Annotated in this window: 10 protein-coding genes; 3 read left to right on the plus strand and 7 right to left on the minus strand. The window is 71.8% G+C overall.

Annotation, left to right across the window (positions count from 1 at the left end; genetic code table 11):
• Positions 1-61: 61 nt before the first annotated feature.
• From GGD89_RS09770 to GGD89_RS09800, 7 genes are read right to left on the minus strand one after another with little or no spacing between them, the layout of a single operon-like run.
• Positions 62-2,035: an ABC transporter substrate-binding protein gene (locus GGD89_RS09770; RefSeq protein ID WP_221238395.1), complete on the minus strand. Its 1,974-nt coding sequence runs from the start codon at positions 2,033-2,035 to the stop codon at positions 62-64.
• Complete coding sequence (locus GGD89_RS20380; RefSeq protein ID WP_184044602.1) at positions 2,032-3,969, minus strand: dipeptide ABC transporter ATP-binding protein; 1,938 nt, start codon at positions 3,967-3,969, stop codon at positions 2,032-2,034. The genes GGD89_RS09770 and GGD89_RS20380 overlap by 4 nt, the downstream gene beginning before the upstream one ends.
• Positions 3,966-4,769 carry a polysaccharide deacetylase family protein gene (locus GGD89_RS09780; RefSeq protein ID WP_184044604.1) on the minus strand — a complete coding sequence of 268 codons (804 nt, stop codon included), beginning with the start codon at positions 4,767-4,769 and terminating at the stop codon, positions 3,966-3,968. The genes GGD89_RS20380 and GGD89_RS09780 overlap by 4 nt, the downstream gene beginning before the upstream one ends.
• Before the next feature lie 27 nt (positions 4,770-4,796).
• Positions 4,797-6,035 (minus strand): glycosyltransferase, encoded by a 1,239-nt coding sequence (locus GGD89_RS20530; RefSeq protein ID WP_184044607.1) that lies wholly within the window; start codon positions 6,033-6,035, stop codon positions 4,797-4,799.
• 49 nt (positions 6,036-6,084) lie between these two features.
• The gene (locus GGD89_RS09790) at positions 6,085-7,326 is read right to left on the minus strand and encodes a glycosyltransferase family 4 protein (protein ID WP_184044609.1); all 1,242 of its coding nucleotides are present in this window, start codon (positions 7,324-7,326) and stop codon (positions 6,085-6,087) included.
• Positions 7,323-8,585, minus strand: a complete 1,263-nt coding sequence (locus GGD89_RS09795; protein WP_184044611.1) for a glycosyltransferase — start codon at positions 8,583-8,585, stop codon at positions 7,323-7,325. The genes GGD89_RS09790 and GGD89_RS09795 overlap by 4 nt, the downstream gene beginning before the upstream one ends.
• Complete coding sequence (locus tag GGD89_RS09800) at positions 8,582-9,859, minus strand: glycosyltransferase family protein (protein ID WP_184044613.1); 1,278 nt, start codon at positions 9,857-9,859, stop codon at positions 8,582-8,584. The genes GGD89_RS09795 and GGD89_RS09800 overlap by 4 nt, the downstream gene beginning before the upstream one ends.
• Before the next feature lie 451 nt (positions 9,860-10,310).
• Between GGD89_RS09800 and GGD89_RS09805 the strand changes: the two genes are divergently transcribed.
• The 3 genes from GGD89_RS09805 (at position 10,311) to GGD89_RS09815 (ending at position 14,808) form a co-directional block, all read left to right on the plus strand.
• Positions 10,311-12,425: a molybdopterin oxidoreductase family protein gene (locus GGD89_RS09805; RefSeq protein WP_184044615.1), complete on the plus strand. Its 2,115-nt coding sequence runs from the start codon at positions 10,311-10,313 to the stop codon at positions 12,423-12,425.
• A 2-nt stretch (positions 12,426-12,427) separates the two neighbouring features.
• Entirely contained in the window at positions 12,428-13,279 is an 852-nt protein-coding gene (locus GGD89_RS09810) for a division plane positioning ATPase MipZ (protein ID WP_281396697.1), read from the plus strand.
• A 227-nt stretch (positions 13,280-13,506) separates the two neighbouring features.
• Positions 13,507-14,808, plus strand: coding sequence for an OmpP1/FadL family transporter (locus GGD89_RS09815; RefSeq protein ID WP_246423010.1), 1,302 nt, complete (start codon positions 13,507-13,509; stop codon positions 14,806-14,808).
• Positions 14,809-14,969: the final 161 nt, after the last annotated feature.

Here is a 14,969-nt window from a genome sequence, read left to right on the forward strand (position 1 = left end):
CCCCTCTCCGTGTCCGGGTCTCCGCGTTGGCGCCGCGATGCCTTGGCGCGCGCGATCCGCGTCAGTCCCCCGCTCTGTCCGGCTCCCGCGCCAGGAAGAACGTATCCATGCCGTGGATGCCGAAATGGGCCCCGGGATTCCAGTTGTAGAGCGCTTCCTCCGGCACGTTGCGCAGGGCCAGCGCGCGCACCACCGGCTGCATGCCGCCGGCCAGGATGCCGATGCTGAACTGCTGGTCGGCGTGGATGGCCAGAATCTCCGACCAGATCTCGGCCTGGCGCGCCTCGCTGTCCGAGAGCATCCAGGCATCATAGAGCGCCATCAACCGCTTGACCTCCGGCAGGTCCACCGGTTCGCCCGCCGCGCCCCGGGTCTCGCGATACTGCCCCCACGCGGACCACTGCCACATGTCCTGGCTGATGGGGACCAGTTCGTTGGGCGGCATGATCGCGGTGGCCAGGGCGTTGTTGAGTCCACCGGCGGCGACCATCAGCGGGCTTCCGGTGTAGACGCGCCGCTTGAGCACCTCGCGGGAGAAGGTGCGGATGAACATCCGCACGCCGATGCGCCGCCATTGGTCCTTGATCAGGCGGAGCGCGTCCAGGCGCTCGATGCTCTCGCCGTCCTCCTCGACGATCAGGTCCATGGGCCGGCCGTCGGGCAGCAGGCGGATCCCCTGGCTGTCCCGCGCGGTGTGACCCAGGCTGTCCAGCAGGACGTTGGCGGCCTCCACGTCCCGCCGGGTGTAGAGGATCTCGTTGCGCGAATTGTGCAATGGGCTGTCGCGCAACATGGTGTTGTTGGTCTCCTGACCCAGCCCGAAGAACACCACCTGGTTGATCTCGCGGCGGTCGATGGCCAGCGACAGGGCGCGGCGGAAGTCCGCCTGACGCAGGACCGCCCGCCACACCCGGTCGTTGGTGGTTAGGTTGGGATAGAGGGCCACGCTGGCGCCCTTGCCCTCGCGCCACAGCATCACGTGGGTGCCGTTGCGGCCCTCGGCCGCGCGCAGGAAGGTGAAATTGGCGAAGTCCAGGTAGCGCGCCTGCAACGTCATCTCGCCGGCGCCGACCCGCGCGGGCACCAGCTTGGGGTCGGTGATGGTGATCACCACGCTGTCGATGTAGGGCAGTTGCTGGCCGGTCGGGTCCACCCTGTGGAAATAGGGATTGCGGCGGAACACGAAGCGTTGCGCGGGCGGCTCCGTGGTGTTGACCCAGGGATCGAGGCTGGGCCGCGCCGGGTTGGTGTTGCGGTACCAGCGGTCCATCTCGTAGTGCAGCGCCCGCCAGTCCCGGTACTGGCCGTCTCGCACCCGGCGCTCCAGGACCGCCGGGTCGGCATGGTCGGCGTGGAACCGCCGCAGGTAGTGGGCGGGGCGCACGATCTCCAGCGGCCGCGCCGCCGCCAGCGCCGGCAGGAACAGCGGGTTGGGCTTGTCCCAGGTGTAGCGAATGGTCACCGCGTCAAGGGCCTCCACCTCTGGCGCCGTCCCATGGGGCATCATCTCCGGGGGCGGGCCGCTGGGGGAGATCAGCGGGTGGTTGGCCATGTCCTCCCACCAGTACAGGAAGTCCCGGGTGGTGAACGGGTGGCCGTCGGACCAGCGGTGCCCGGGGCGCAGGTGCAGGGTGAAGACGCGCCCGTCCTCGACGGTGACGTCGCGCAGGATGTCGGGGACGAGGCGAAAGGCGGTGTCGTAGCCCATCAATCGGCTGTAGCCGTAGACGGTCATCAACCGGATGTCCTTGGCGCTGCCCATCAGCGTGTCGAGCTGTCCGCCGGGGCGGCCGGTCTCGCGATCGCGCGCGGCCAGGTCGATGACCCGGGGCACCGCCGGCAGGCGCGCGGCCATGGGGGGCAGGGCACCGGCGGCCACGGCCTCGGCCAGCACCGGCGGCTCGACGGGCGCGGCGTGGACCGGACCCGGCGGGAGCAGCCAGGACAGCAGCAAGGGCAGCAGCAAGGGCAGTCGCATCGCCGTCGCGAGGGCCGTCCGCCCGAGGGTCATGGGGCGCTTCGTTGTCGTGGTCACATCTCACCTCCCACGGCCACCAGATGGTCCGCGCCGACCGCGGACCATCGCGTCGCGCCACTCGCCGCCGGCCGATAGGGCGCCGGCCAGCCGTCCGGATCGGACGCCCGCGTCGCCGCCATGGTGGCCGGGTCGAGGTGCCAGTCCGGGTCCGGTTCCGGCACCGCCGCCAGCAGGGCCCGGGTGTAGGGGTGGCGGGCGTCGGTCACCAGGGTGCCCGCCGGCGCCTTCTCCACCAGCCGCCCGGCGCACATGACGACGATGTGGTCGGCCACGTGGCGCACGACGGCCAGGTTGTGGGACACGAACAGCATGGTGAGCCCCAGCGCCCGGCGCAGGTCGGCCAGCAGGTTGAGCACCTGGGCCTGCACCGAGACGTCCAGCGCCGAGACCGGCTCGTCGCACAGCAACAGGCGCGGATTGAGGGCCAGCGCCCGGGCGATGCACAGCCGTTGCCGCTGTCCGCCCGAGAAGCTGTGCGGGTAGCGGCCCATCATGCGGGCGTCCAGGCCCACCAGGCGCAGCAGTTCGGCCGCCGTGTCGGTGCGGCGGCGGGCGTCGCCAAGGCGGTGGATCAACAGCGGCTCGGAGACGATCTCGCGCACCGTCATGCGCGGGTTGAGGCTGCTGAAAGGATCCTGGAACACGTACTGGACCTCGCGGCGGTAGCGGGTCAGGCGCGCGCGGTCCATGGTCGCCACGTCGGCCGCGCCGGCGCCGTCGCCGGCGTCGAACAGCACGCGTCCGGCGCTGGGCTGCAACACCCCGGCGATCATGCGCATCAGGGTGGTCTTGCCGCAGCCGCTCTCTCCCACTAGGCCCAGGCAGGATCCGGCGCGCAGGTCCAGCGACACCCCGCGCACCGCGTGCACCCGGCCGCCCTCGCGCCGGAACAGCCCGCCGTGGCGCAAGGGGTAGCTCTTCTCCAGCCCGTCCAGAGTCAGCATGGGGTGGTCGTCGCGGCGGCCCGGCGCGGCGGCGTCGGCGCGGTGACCGGGGCCGAGGCGGGTGGTGTCCACGCGGATGTCGCGGAGCGGCGTCAGGCGCGCCCGGACCGCGCCGTGCAGGCGCGGCACCGCCCCCATCAACGCCCGCAGATAGGCATGTCCCGGCGCGCGGAACAACGGGCGCACCGGCCCGGCCTCCAGCACGCGACCGCGATGCAGCACCACCATGTGCTCGGCCAGTTGGGCGACCACCCCCAGGTCATGGGTGATCAGCAGCACCGCCATCGCGGCATCGCGCCGCAGGGACTCGATCAGCGCCAGGATCTCCGCCTGGGTGGTCACGTCCAGCGCGGTCGTGGGTTCGTCGGCGATCAGCACGTCCGGCTCGCCCGCCAGCGCCATGGCGATCACCGCCCGCTGGCGCAGGCCGCCGGATAGTTCGAACGGATACATCGTGACCGCCCGGGCGGGATCGGGGAACCGCACCCGGTCCAGCAGGTCGGCGGCGGCGGCGCGGGCCTGCCGGCGCGACAGGCCGGCGTGCAGGCGCAACGGCTCGCCCACCTGATCGCCGATGGTGTGGAGGGGCGAGAGCGCCGTCATCGGTTCCTGGAAAATGGTGGCCACCCGGTTGCCGCGCAGGGCCAGCATGGAGCGGCTGTCGCGGCCCAGGGTGGTGATCTCCACCGAGGGCTCGCCGTGGCGGCCGGCGGCCAGGCTCACGCGGCCGCCGACGACCTCGGCAGTGTGCGGCAGGATCCCCTGGATGCACTGGGCAATGGTGGACTTGCCCGACCCCGATTCACCCACCAGGGCCAGACACGCCCCCCGGCGCAGCGTGAACCCCACGCCATCCACCGCCCGCAGGCGCCCGGTGGGCAGGCGGAAGTCGATGGCCAGGTCGCGTACGCGCAGCAGGTCGTCGTGTCCGGACGGCGCCTCCGGGGTGGGTGCGGCGGCGCGGGGGGCGGTGGCGGCCTGGGTCACGGAGCGCCGGCCTCCTGGATCAGGGTCCGGACGTCACACCAGCGCACGGCCGGATGGGTCAGGCGCGGGAGGAGTTCGGCCAGAAACGCCCAGAGGTCGTCCGTGTGCACTAGGTGATGGGTGAGCAGGCCCAGGGGCTCGTCGGGGTCCCGGGGCAGGTCGTTGGTGTCACGGCCCAGGCGACGCGCCTGAAGCGCCGCCACCAGCCGGTGGATGGTCTTGTGGGCGCCAATGAACTGGGCGTCGGGGCGCCAGCGCAGCAGATCCACATGGGTGTTGACGACGGCCACCGGCGCCGTCCCCCAGGCGGGTCCCCACTGCTCGCGGGGGCCGTGCACGGACAGCGCGCTCAGGCCGACGGTCGGCAGCGCCTCCGGCAGGTCGTCGCCCACCTTGTTGTAGGGGGCCACCAGCATCGGCACCGGACGGTGATCGCCGAACACGGCGGTCAGGCGGTGCCAGCCGGCACCGAGGTCGGCCAGACGGTCCTCCATGGACCGCGCGGTGGGAAACTCGCTGGCCGGCGCGCCGGGAAGAGCGTGGTTGTGATGGGTGTGACCGTGTTGCGCCACGCTCAGCATGGGACGGGTGGCGACGAAGGACGCCAGCTCCGGCTTCGCGAAGGCTGGTATGACGGCCAGGGTTACCGGCGCGGCGTGCGTGCCCGAAAGCGCCGCCAGATGCTCCAGGGCCGGGGTGACCGCCACCGCGTCGTCGTCGCGCCACCACAGCGTCACCCTCCGGCCCGACCGGTGCCAGGCCGCCAGCTCCGTCTCCAGCACATCCCAGGGCGCCATCATGGTGTCGTGGGTCCCCCCCCGTGGGCTTCATCTCCCGCCCGGCGGGAGGCGCGCCCGCGACGAGCCTAGCAGAATGTCGACCGAGCGGGCCACTCCCCGCAGCGCCACCGGAGACGATGGCAGGTGCGCCGGCAACGCCGTCAGGGCGGTATCGATGGCCCTGGCCAGCGTCGCCGGCGTGAGGGCGGTCGCGTCCAGCACCTGGGCCCGGCCCAGGCGGGCGACGGCCGCCGCGCGGTCGCGCTGTTCCGACTCGTCGCCCTCGCCCCAGGGCACCAGCACGGCGGGCACGCGGGCCATCAGCGTCTCGGCCACGGTGTTGTAGCCGGCCTGGGAGACCGACAGCCGCGCCCGCTCCAGCAAGGCGCGGAAGTCCGGCCGCGCCGGTTCGACCACCACGCCCGGGGGCGCCTGGGTCGCCAGGCCACTGCGGACGCCCTCGTCCAGGTTGGCGCCCACCAGCATCCGCCACGGCCAGGCGCCGCCACGATCCGGATCGCACAGCGGGCGGGCGTGAATGGCCGCCTCCATCAGCGCCTGGCCCATGGCGCCGCCGCCGGCTGAAATGAGAATCTGGTCCTCGCCGTCACCCCCGGGATCGGCGGACCCGGGGTCGTCGACCACATAGCCGGTGTGCATCACCGGCGGCCGCAGCCGGTCGGCCAGCGGGAAGGTGGCCGAGAAGGGCGATACCGCCGGATCGCCGTGCACCAGGATCAGATCGAACAGGTCATTGGCGGTGGCCAGCATGCGGTGGTGTTTCTCGGGATGGCTCTTGCGCACCAGGATGTCGCGCACCGAGCACACGACCCGCGCCTCCGGCCGCGCCGCCCGCGCGGCGTTGAGCAGGGTGCGGATCTCGGCCTCGAACCGGCGCCGGCCGAACGGAAACATCTCCACCACCACCAGCGCCGGGCGGACGTCCATGGCCAGGGCCGCCAGGCGCGCCCGCCGGTCCGCCCACAGGGCCTCGGTGACCGGCGCGCCCGTCTTGTCCACCAAGCCGGAAAACGACAGGTCGGCGGCGGCCAGCGGCGGCAGGTGTTCCACCCGGATCGGCAGGGTCGGCGGGACACGGGTCAGGTGCGGCACCGGCCGGCCGCCCGTGACCAGGACCACCGGCCGTCCGGCCGCCGCCAGTCCGCGCGCCAGGGTCATGGCCCGGTTCAGGTGACCGACGCCCATCACATGCTGCACCCACAGCAGCACCGCGCCCGGGGGGAGGGGGGTGGCCCAGGGCGAGTCCGAGAGGAACCGCGCGATCACCAGTCCGTCTCTCCTTCGAAAGTGCCGGCGTCCCTGGGACGCGTCCGGGTCATGCTAGATCACCGTCGTGAACTTTTGAACGGGATCCGTGGATCATCAGGGGCATGGGCTTGTTCGTGTTTGTCGAGGATGCCAGCCCGCGCAGCGTCCGGCCGAGCGTATCCGCCGCCGCGTCCAGGCCATGGCACGCGCGCACGCGGGCGCGGCCTCCCTCGCTCAGGGCGGCGCGCGCCGCCGCGTCGTTCAGCAGCGCCGCCACGGCTCCGGCAAGGGCGTCCGCGTCACCCTCGGGCACCAGGCGGCCGCCGATCCCGTCGGCCACCACGTCGGCCACACCGCCGCTGTCGCAGGCCACCACCGGCAGGCCGCACGCCTGGGCCTCCAGGTAGACCATGCCATAGCCCTCGCGCAGGCCGGGCCAGACGAACAGGTCGCCGGCCCCGTACAGGCGGCGGAGCGCATCCGGCGCCAGGGCTCCGGCCCAGGCCACCGGCAGGCCGGCCAGGGCGGCCGCGACCTCGGCCCGCGCGGGACCGTCGCCGGCCACGATCAGCGTCCAGGACCGCCCCGCCACCCGGCGCAGGGCCTCGCCCAGCAGACGATAGGACGCCAGCTTGTCGCCCGGCCGCATCATGGCCACGCTCACCAGCCAAGGCGCCGCCGGGTCCAGGTCCAGGGCGGCCGCCCAGCGCGCGCGGGCGGTGGCGCGGTCCACCGGCGCGGGATCGCCGAGGGCGGGGTCGGCGAGGAACGGCGCCAGCCGCTCCAGCCGCCCGGCGCCGGACTCCCCCAGCACCGGGACCAGCCCCCGGGCGCCCCGGGCGGTCAGGGCGAACACACGATCCGCCCGGCGGAGCGCGGTGTCGGCGGCGGCGAAGCCCCGCGCCCAGGGGCCATTGGCCTGCTTCAGGGCACGGCTGGCCTCGGCCACGACATAGGGGATGCCCAGGCGCGTGGCCACCGCCGGCCCCAGCCAGTCCGGCGCCTTGTGATAGAGGTGATAGGTGAACCACAGACGCGGCCGCTCGACCTCGGGCCGCGCCGCCATCCGGTCGGCCAGGCGATCCGCCAGCCACCGCCCGGCCCGGTCCAGGCGCCGTTGGCGCGCGATATCGCCCCGGCCCTCCCAGGCGCGGAAGCGGCAGGCCAGATCCACATGGAAGCCGGCGCGGTCCAGCGCCGCCATGAACCCGCGCGCGATCTGCCGGTCCCCCGAGGGCACGGGATGGTCGGGCGGCTTCATGGGGGCGTAGAAGGCGACCCGGGGCCGGTCCCGTCCGCCGGTGCTCATCCGGCGCCGCCGACGCCGGCGAGGTCGCGGTGGAACAGCCCCGCCAGCCGGGTCAGTTCGGCGCGGTTGTCGAACCTCGTCCGCACCCGCGCCTGACCGGCCGCGCCCAGGCGCCGGCGCGTCGCCGGGTCGGCGATCAGGCCGGCGAGCGCGGCCGTCAGGGCCGGGACGTCGTCGGGGGGCACCAGCACCCCGGTCTCGCCGTCCACGATCAGTTCGGGGATGCCGGAGAGGTCGGTGGACAGGCAGGCCAGGCCCTGGCTCTGGGCCTCCATCAGCACGTTGGGCAGGCCGTCGCGATCGCCGTCCCCGGCCACGATGCAGGGCAGCACAAACAGGTCGGCCGCGCGATAGGCCTCGATCACCGCCGTCTGCGCCTGGGCGCCATGCCAGGTGATCCGGTCGGCGAGCCCCAGCGACTCCGCCAGGGCTTTCAATGCCCGGGCCTCGGCGCCGCCGCCGATATGGGTGAGGGTCCACCGGACATCGTCCGGCAGCGCCGCCAGCGCCCGCAGCAGCCGGTCGAACCCTTTCTTGGGGACCGCCCGGCCCACCGCCAGCAGGCGCACCGGCCGGGTGGGATCGGTGCCGTCGCGGTCATCGTCGACGGGGGCCGGCGGGGGCGGGAACGTGTCCAGGTCGAGACCATGGTAGAGCAGCGTCACCCGGCCCGGCGCCAGCCCGTCCAGGTGGCGGGCGGCGGCCTCGGTACAGGTGACCGTCCAGCGGGCGTCGGCCAGCTTCTCCGCCTTCTCCCAGGCCGGACTGGTCCAGATGTCGCGGGCATGCGCCGACAGGGAGAACGGCCGCCCCGTCAGGCGGGCGGCATAGCGCCCCACGGAGCCCGGGGTGTGCAGGAAATGCACGTAGATCCAGGCCACGTCCGCCGGCATCTCGGCGGCCAGCACCAGCGCCTGGCCCCAGCGGCGCAGCCGGTTGCGGGTGCGGTCGCGCCACAGGTCCCGCAGCCAGATCGCCCGCGCGGCCCGGTAGCCCGGCAGCCGCCGCGCCCGGGCCCAGGCGCGCAGCACCCGCAGCGGCTCCCGGTGCAGGTACTCGGGCAGGTAGGTGACCGGCGCCGAGATGCGCGCGTGCACCGGGTGGGTCTTGGCGTCATAAGGCTGCCGCAGGGAAAAGAGGCGCAGCGACAGGCCACGCTCCTCCAGGCCCAGCAGCTCGCGCGCGATGAAGGTCTCCGACAGGCGCGGGTACCCCTTCAGGACCACCGCCACGGGGGCCGGGACGGGTCCGTCCCTCATGGGTCCCGCCTCAGGGGCCGGGGCATCGCGCCCCCTCCGGCGGCGGCGGCGTGGGCCGCCAGGGGCATCATCGGGTCGGCACGGCCCCCGTCCATCGTCACGTCCAGGTCCATGTCGCTGTCCGGCTCGCCCACCACGCGGCGGCACAGCACGTCCAGGCCATCCAGCCAGCCGGAGGGCAGGGAGTCGGACGGCAGCCGACGCCACGCCAGGCCACGCAGGGCCTGGGCCATGGCCGCGGGGGAGCGGTCTTCCTCGGGAATGCGCAGGTCCACCAGGCCCAGGGCGGCGGCCCGGCGGGCGCGCACCAGCTGCTCCTCACGGGGTTCGGTGCGCGGCACCAGCAGCGCCGGCTTGTCGAAGGACAAGATCTCGCAAAAGGTGTTGTACCCACCCATGCAGACCATGCCGCGCGCGCCCTCGATCAGGGTTTCCGGCACCGCCTCGAACTCCAGCGCCGCGCCCCGGCCCAGCGCCTGCACGCGGGCCTGGAAGCCCTCGCGAAGCCGGCTGTCCATGAACGGTCCCAGCAGGAACACCGGGGCCATGGGAATGCTGGTGTCGGTCTCGTAGGCCGACAGCACCCAGTCGACCAGGTCGGCGCCGTCGCCGCCGCCCCCGGGCGTGACCAGCACATAGGGCTCGGTCACCGGCGGCTCGGCCTGCCCCACCCGGGCCGAGGGGGTGGCGGTCCGCTGGAAGCCGGTGTACACGACCTTGTCGCGCACCGCCGCCGGCACCGTCATGCCGGCCAGGGGATCGTGGAATCCCGCCGGCCCATACACCCAGATCTCGTCATACAGGCGCTGCAGGGCCGGCATGACCCCCTTGCGGTCCCATTCCGCCTGGAGTCGCCCGGGCGAGTCCATCACCTCGCGCAACCCCAGCACCAGCCGGCAGCCCTGGGCCTTCAGGCGTTCCAGCGTCGGTTCGACCTCGCCGCCGAGGCCAAGCGGTTCCTTGTCGACGATGAACACGTCGGGATCGAAGGCCACCGCCGTGTGCTGGATGATGGAGGCCCGCAGCGTCAGGGTCTGTTCGATGTCGATCAGCAGGTTGAGCGGCGTGTAGCGGCCGTTGCGCAGCTTCACCACCCCGGGCACGCGCACGAAGTCCACGCGGGCGCGAAAGTCGAAGCTGCCGATGATCGGCGAGCCGGAGATGATCAGGACGGTCAGGTTCTTGCGCGCGCCCACCAGGGCGTGGGCGATGCGCCGGCAGCGCCGAAGGTGGCCCAGGCCGAAGCTGTCGTGGCTATAGATCAGGACCCGCATGGGCGCCCTTTCCCGGGTTGGCCCTCACGGAAGGGCCGGTCGCGGCGTGGCGCCCGCACATCCTCCCACGCCCGGTGCCAACCGCCCCCGGGCGGACATAACGGTAGGGAAAAGAGGGTCGTCCAGCAACCCATCGCGGACCAAGGGGTACAAAAAGGCCGGGGGCGTCACCCATCGGCCACCGGGGGGGGCGGGCCACCTCGGGGGGGCGTTCGCCGGATCGGGGGACCGCCGCCCGCGCGGGGCGCGCCCTGTGTTGCGAAATCGGACCGCCCCGAGGTAAGGTTGCCGGAGTCGGTGCCACAGCTTGTGGCCCGATGCCGACTCCGCTACAATGTATTGGACCTGTCGTGTCCCTTGCGGGGGGCTCAGGGGACGAGTCGCGGTCCGTGATCGCCGGTCGTGCGCCGGCGACCGGGCGCGTGGCGCGCGGCAACAAGGATATCCCACCATGGCAGTCGAGATCGTCCGGTCCACCTGTCCACACGACTGCCCCAGCGCCTGCGCCCTGGACGTGGAGCGCTTGGCGCCGGATCGTGTCGGCCGGGTGCACGGGGGCCGCTGGAACCCCTACATCGACGGCGTCATCTGCGCCAAGGTGGCGCGCTATGCCGAGCGGGTGCACAACCCGGACCGCCTGACGACGCCGCTGTTGCGCGATGGTCCCAAGGGCTCCGGCCGCTTCAAGCGCATCGGCTGGGACGAGGCCCTGGACCGAGTGGCCGAGGCCTTCGCGGCCGCGCGTCGCCGGCACGGCCCGCAGACGCTGTGGCCCTATAATTACGCCGGCACCATGGGCCTGGTGCAGCGCGACGGCATCCAGCGGTTCCGCGCCCTGCTGGGAACCTCGCTGCAACACGATACCTTCTGCACCAGCCTGGGCAATGCCGGCTGGGCCGCCGGCATGGGCGCCCACAAGTGGGGTGTCGACCCGCGCGAGATGGTCGACAGCGATGTCGTCGTCCTGTGGGGCCTGAACGCCGTGCACACCCAGGTGCAGACGATGGGCTGGGTGGCCCGGGCCCGCAAGGCGCGGGGCGCCAAGCTGGTGGTGGTGGACCCCTACCGCAATGCGACGGCCGAGAAGGCCGACCTGCACCTGATGCTCCGCCCGGGCACCGATGCCGCGCTGGCCTGCGCCGTCATGCATGTGCTGTTCCGCGACGGGCTGGCCGACCGCGCCTATCTGGCGGCCAGCGCCGACGATCCCGAGGGCCTGGAGGCGCACCTGAGGGACCGCACACCGGCCTGGGCGGCGCGCATCACCGGCCTGTCGGTGGACGAGATCGAGACCTTCGCCCGCCTGTATGGCGGGACCCGGCGGGCCTATCTGCGCATCGGCTACGGCTTCACGCGCTCGCGCAACGGCGCGGCGGCCATGCATGCCGTCACCAGCCTGCCGGCGGTCAGCGGCGCCTGGGCGCACCGGGGCGGCGGGGCGCTGTGGAGCATGTCCGGCCTGTTCCCCCTGGACACCAGCCTTATCACCGCCGCCGAACACCGCGACGGCACCCAGCGCTGGCTGGACATGTCGCGCATCGGCGCCATCCTGACCGGTGACGAGCCCGATGCCCTGGCCGGCGGCCCGCCGGTGACGGCGATGCTGATCCAGAACACCAACCCCATGGTGACGGCCCCGGACAGCACCCGGGTCGCCCGGGGCTTTGCCCGCGAGGACCTGTTCGTCTGCGTGCACGACCAGATCCTGACCGAGACCGCCCGCATGGCCGACGTGGTGCTGCCGGCGACCACCTTCCTGGAGCACGACGACCTCTACAAGGCCGGGGCGCATACGGTTCTTCAGGTCGGCCTTCAGGTCATCGAGCCCCTGGCCGAGGCGCGCTGCAATCATGATGTGCTGCGCGCCCTGATGGCGCGGTTGGAGGCACCGGCGCATGTGGCCAACGACATGAGCGCCCGGGAACTGGTGGACGAGACCCTGCGCCTGTCCGGTCTTCCCCCGGCCCGGGAGATCCGGGACGGCGGCGGCCACGACTGCGCCGCCGGCTTTGACGCGCATCACTTCCGCAAGGGCTTCGGGCATGCCGACGGGCGTTTCCGCTTCCATGGCGCCTGGCACGGCGCCCAGGCGGCGGTGATGCCCGATTTGCCCGATCACCTGGAAACCATCGAGGCGGTGGACGCCGACCATCCCTTCCGCCTGGTGACGGCTCCGGCGCGGCACTTCCTCAACAGCAGCTTCAACGAGACCCCCACCAGCCGGGCCATGGAACGCCGGCCCACGGTGCTCGTCCATCCGGACGACGCCGCGCGCGTGGGCCTGACGGACGGCGCGCCGGCGCGGCTGGGCAACCGGCGCGGGATCGTGACCCTGCGTGCGCGCCTGATCCCGGGGCTGGCGCCGGGCACCGTGGTGGTGGAAAGCCTGTGGTCCGCCGGCGCCTTCCCGGAGGGGGTCGGCATCAATGCCCTGGTGGGCGCCGATCCCGGCCCGCCCAACGGCGGGGCGGTGTTCCACGACACGGCGGTGTGGCTGCGGCCGGTCGCCGTCGGGGACGCGGAGGTTCCCGCCGGCGCGGACGCCGCCGCCCTGGAGCTTGCTTGATCATGGCGGCGATGGTCGATGCGGCCCGCCACGGCCCCCGGCCGGCCCGGGTGGTGGTGGTCGGTAACGAGAAGGGCGGCTCCGGCAAGTCCACCGTCGCCATGCACCTGCTGATCGGCTTCCTGCGGGCCGGCTTCTCGGTGGGCAGCATCGATCTGGATGCCCGGCAGGGGACCTTGTCCACCTATGTCAGCAACCGCGAGGCCTACGTGCGGCGGACCAACGTCCCGCTGCCCTTGCCGACTCACCAGGCGATCCAGCTTTCAGGGTCGGAGCAGGGCGACATCAACCGTCTGGACGATGCCGTCGGCGCGCTGCTGAGCGAATGCGACCTGATCCTGATAGACACGCCCGGCGCCGACAACTACCTGTCGCGGGCCGGTCACGCCTGGGCCGACATCCTGGTCACGCCCCTCAACGACAGCTTCATAGACCTGGATGTGCTGGCCAAGGTGGATCCGGACACCATGCGAATCCAGCGCCCCAGCCATTACAGCGAGATGGTCTGGGACATCAAGAAGCGGCGTGGCCTGCGCGACGGCGGCACCATCCACTGGGTGGTGCTGCGCAACCGCCTGTCGCAGCTGGACGCCCGCAACAAACGCGACATGGAGCAGCTTTTGCGCGACCTGTCGCGGCGCATTGGCTTTCAGCTGATCGAGGGGCTATGCGAGCGGGTGATCTATCGAGAGATGTATCTCAAGGGCCTGACGCTGCTGGATCTGCGCGAGAAGGGCACGGACATCACCTTGTCCATGTCGCACATCGCCGCGCGCCAGGAGTTGCGCCGCCTGCTGGAGGCGCTGGGGGTCCCGGCCCACGCCGGTGAACCGGTGATGGCGGCGAGCGCCTGACCCGCTGGCGTTGTGTCATGTGAACGGAATCTTACAAAAGGGGTCCGAAAGGTGGCCGTCCGGCCACAGAATGCAAGGAAAGCGATATCCCGGCGGCAAAACGGTACTGGGATGCTTGATCACCCCACGGAATATGGCATGACTGTGACGGTTTGCTCAACGAACCGGGGTCGTGCCACAGCCGCAAAGGATTGGGCCGGCCCCCACAATATGGGGGAAACGTTGGTATGAGCATGTGGGGAAACGAGAACCGCGTCCGGGCCTCGGGATTGTTGACCGTGGCGCTGGCGACGGGCGTCATGACGGGCCTCGCGCTTCAGGCGACGCCGGCCGGCGCCTCGGGGTTCCAGCTCAAGGAGCAAAGTGCCGAGGGCCTGGGCAACGCCTTCGCCGGCGCCACCGCGAAGGCCTATGATCCCAGCACGGCCTTCTGGAATCCGGCCGGCATGACCCGCCTGAGCGGCAATCATGCGTCCATGACCATGTCCTACATCAGCCCGTCCTCGCGCTTCTCGGGCAGCGCCAGCACCGCCTTCGGCACGCCCGTCGGCGGATCGTCGGGCGGCGACGCGGCCAAGGATGCGTTCGTGCCCGCGACCTACGGGGTGATCAGCCTGAGTGATGACCTCAAGTTGGGTCTGGCCGTCAACGTCCCCTTCGGTCTCAGCACCGAGTATCCCCTCGACTGGGTCGGCCGCTATCAGGCCCTGGAATCACACCTGCACATCACCAGTGTCACGCCCACGGTGGCTTATCGTGTCACCGACAACCTGTCCGTCGGTGGCGGACCGGTGTTTCAGTACGCCACCGTCACCCTGACCTCGGCCATCAACAACCTGGGCCTGCTGCCCTACGACGGCCAGGGCAAGGTGTCCGGCGACGACCTGGGCTTCGGCTTCGCCCTGGGGGCTCTCTGGGAGTTCAACGAGCGGACCCGGATCGGTGTCAACTATCGCTCCCGGGTGCATCACACCTTCGACGGCACCAGCAGTTACGTCGACGTCCACCCGGTGCTGGCCGCCGCCGGGGGATTGGTGAACAGCGATGCCTCGGCGGACCTGACGACGCCGGACATCGCCAGCGTGGGCGTCTATCACGAGTTCAACGATCAGTGGGCGGCGGTCGCCGACGTGGCCTGGACCAACTGGTCGCTGTTCGAGGAATTGAAGGTGGACGCCGACGTGGGCGCCGATTCCCTCACCGTCGAGGACTGGCACGATACCGTGTTCGCCTCGGTCGGCGGCATCTACCGGCCCAACGAGCACTGGACGTTCCGCGCCGGCGTGGCCTACGACATGTCGCCGGTTCCCGACAAGCATCGCACCGCCCGCATCCCCGGGGAGGACCGCTACTGGCTGGCCACCGGCGCGTCCTATCAGGTCGCCGACTGGCTGGAACTGGACGTCGGCTTCACCCACATCTTCGTCAACGACTCCACGATCAACGAAACCACCAGCCAGGGCAATTTGCGCGGCACCTACGAGAACGACATCAACATCGTCAGCATCGGCGGCAGCATCCGCTTCTAGAGTGCTCTGGGGTCGGGTTGAGTCGCCAGGGATTCCCACGGACTCGATTTTATGATTCAACGGACCGACCGTTAGGAGGTCGGTCCGCATGGGAAAACCCTATTCGCGTGATTTGCGAGGGCGCTTCGTGGCGCTGTTGGAAGAGGGGCTTTCGGCCAGTG

Origin of the sequence: Roseospira visakhapatnamensis, from assembly GCF_014197915.1 — a bacterium.
In the GTDB taxonomy this organism is placed as follows: domain Bacteria; phylum Pseudomonadota; class Alphaproteobacteria; order Rhodospirillales; family Rhodospirillaceae; genus Rhodospira; species Rhodospira visakhapatnamensis.